1 protein-coding gene and 1 pseudogene are annotated in these 2,563 nt (G+C 76.0%); one reads left to right on the top strand and one right to left on the bottom strand.

The features are described 5' to 3' along the window. Positions 1-482: pseudogene (locus BZL64_RS37405) on the bottom strand (macro domain-containing protein); the annotation flags it as partial. A gap of 307 nt (positions 483-789) precedes the next feature. On the opposite strand from BZL64_RS37405, the gene BZL64_RS39360 reads away from it, so the two are divergent. After that, positions 790-2,563: protein kinase domain-containing protein (locus BZL64_RS39360; RefSeq protein ID WP_158101590.1), on the top strand; the 1,774-nt coding region annotated here is incomplete at its 3' end.

The following is a 2,563-nucleotide window of genomic DNA, read 5'->3' as shown; positions in this document are numbered from 1 at the left end:
GTGTACGGAACGGTCGTGGGGCGCGGCCCGGCCGGGCGGGCCGGACGGGGGCGGGGCAGGATCGCGGGCCGGGGTGTGCGGGCGGCCGGTTCGCGGGCCTCGGCGAGGATCGCTCCCGCGAGCTGCTCGACGACCCGCCGCTCCTGACTGTGCCGGAACCGCTCGTCGCTCACCCCGTACACCTGGGCCGCCGCCCGGCGCCGGTCCGCGGCCGGGTCGCCCCGGTGACCGGGCAGCAGGCCGAAGGTGCACTGGGCGGCGCGGCCGATGAGGTCGTCGGTGCCGAGCCGTTCGGCGGCGGCGCGGATGAGCCGTTCCGCCCCGTCGGCAAGGTCGTCCTCGCCCTCGGCGTGTCCGCAGTGCAGGGTGACCGCGCGCAGCGCCCGGGGCACCAGCGACTGCAGCGCGGGCAGGCCGCCACGGCGCAGGTTCCGCAGTTCCCGTTCGAGGTCGGCGCGGTCCGGCAGACCATCAGGGTTCATGCCGGTCAACATATCGGCGCGGGTGGCGCGACCGCCGGGTGTTCGGCAAGGGCGGGCGAGGCCGGGGCGGACTTCACGCGGCGGCTTCTTTCGCCTTCCGCGGGGCACCGGTCGTCCGCCGCGGGACGCCGTCGCCGTACCGCCGCATTACCCCCGCTCCGCGAGCCGCGCCGAAATCGCATGCGCATCCGAATTCCTTTTCGATACGTCCGCAACGGTCGGTATTCACCAATGGATCCGCCCATTCCGCCTGTTCCACCCGTCCGCCCCCGGACCGCTCGGTCCTTCACGTCCGCAGGTGAATTCCATGACGTTTCCTGCTGATCCCGGTGGCCCCGGCGAGGACCTCGTCCCGCCGACGCTCTTCGAGCCCGAAACGCCGTCCGGCGGCCTGCCCGCGCCCGACCCGCGAGGCGATCCGGACACGCTGCCGCCCACCCTGGCCACGCGCTTCCTCGCGCGCGAACGCCTGCCCAGGCGCGGCGAGCAGACCGTGCACCGGGCCGGGGAGGAGGGCCGCTCCGCCGAGTTGCGCGCGGCCGTGTTCCGGGTGCTCGACCAGCGGGCCGCCGGCCCGGACACCGAGCGGGTTCTCAAGTGGTTCCACCCCGACGCGGCCCCCGACGACGAGGTGACCGGCCTGCTGTCCGAACCGCTGCACGACGGGCTGTCGTACGTCCTGGAGCGGGGGACGGCCCACGGGGCGCCCTTCCATGTGCTGCCCTCGCACGGGAGCACCGACTTCGCGACCTTTCTGCGCGACCACGGAAAGCTGTCGTCGCAGGAGATCCATGGACTCGTGGGCCGGCTGCACGGGGCTCTGACCGCGCTGCACGCGGCGGGCGTGGTGCACCGGGACCTCAAACCGTCCAACCTGGTCCTCGGCGACTACGCCCGGCCCGCCGAAGGCCTGGTGCTGATCGACTTCGGCATCTCGCTCGTCGCCCGCTCCCCGCGCGAGGCGTCCGGCACCTGGGCCGCCACCCCGCGCTACGCCTCGCCGCAGGCGCTGCTGCGCAAGCCCATCGTGCGCGCGGCGGACGACTGGTGGTCGCTCGGAGTCCTGGTCGCGGAGGCCGCCCGCGGCCGGCACCCGGTCGAGAGGCACCACGAGCCGGCGTCCGTGATGGACGCGGTGCAGGCGGGCGCCCTCGACCTCGACGGCATCACCGACGGGCACGTCCGGCTGCTCTGCCAGGGCCTGCTCGCCCACCACCCGGACGACCGCTGGGGGTCCGAGCAGGTCGCCGAATGGCTGGCCGGGCGCAGCCCGAGGGCGGTGCCCCGGCTGGGACCCGTCCCCCGCACGGGCGACCGTACGGCGGACCCCGCCGCCGCCGCGCCCGGCCCCGCCCCGGAGGCGCCCCGCTTCGAGCACGCGGGCCGCGTCTTCACCGACCCGGCGCGCCTCGGCGAGGAGTTCGACGCCGACTGGCCGGCCATGGTCCGCCGGCTGGCCCGCGGCAGGGAACGGGAACGGCTCGGGCTCTGGCTCACCGAGTTCCGCCCCGAACGGGACCCGGTCCGCGCCGAGGCCCTCGACGCGCTGCTGCGGGAGGGACTGCGGCGCAGGCCGGACGCGGCCACGCTGATCGACCTGATCGGCTGGATGGCCCCGCAGCAGGAGCCCGGCTACCGGGGCATCCCGCTCGGCCTCGGTGACCTGCCCGCCTTCGCCGGACGAGCGGCAGCTGGTGACCGGCAGTGCGTGGACGTGATGGCCGAGCTGCACCGGCACCGCCTGCTCGACCGGCTGGCCGCGCGGCGCGGCGGCGAGGAGCTGGCTCACGTCGACCGGCGCTGGCAGGACCACCACGCCCAGTGGGACGCGGCCGTCGCCCGGCTGGCCGGGATACCCGAGGTCACCGACGACCGCGACGGCCTGCGCGCCGCGACCGGTACCGGTGCGGCCCTGACCGCCGAACTCCTCCATCTGGCCGCGACCCCCGCCCAGGCGACCCGCAGGCTCCGCGCCGACCTGGAGCGGGCCCTGCGCGCCATGCCCGCCCACGTGTCCTGGTTCGCCCGGCTGGCCGAGGACGCCCGCGAACCCGTACCGCTGCTGCTCGCGCTGCGGCTGC

The organism is Streptomyces bobili (assembly GCF_002154575.1).
Lineage (GTDB): Bacteria > Actinomycetota > Actinomycetes > Streptomycetales > Streptomycetaceae > Streptomyces > Streptomyces bobili.
This window is presented reverse-complemented; position numbering and strand designations above follow the sequence as displayed.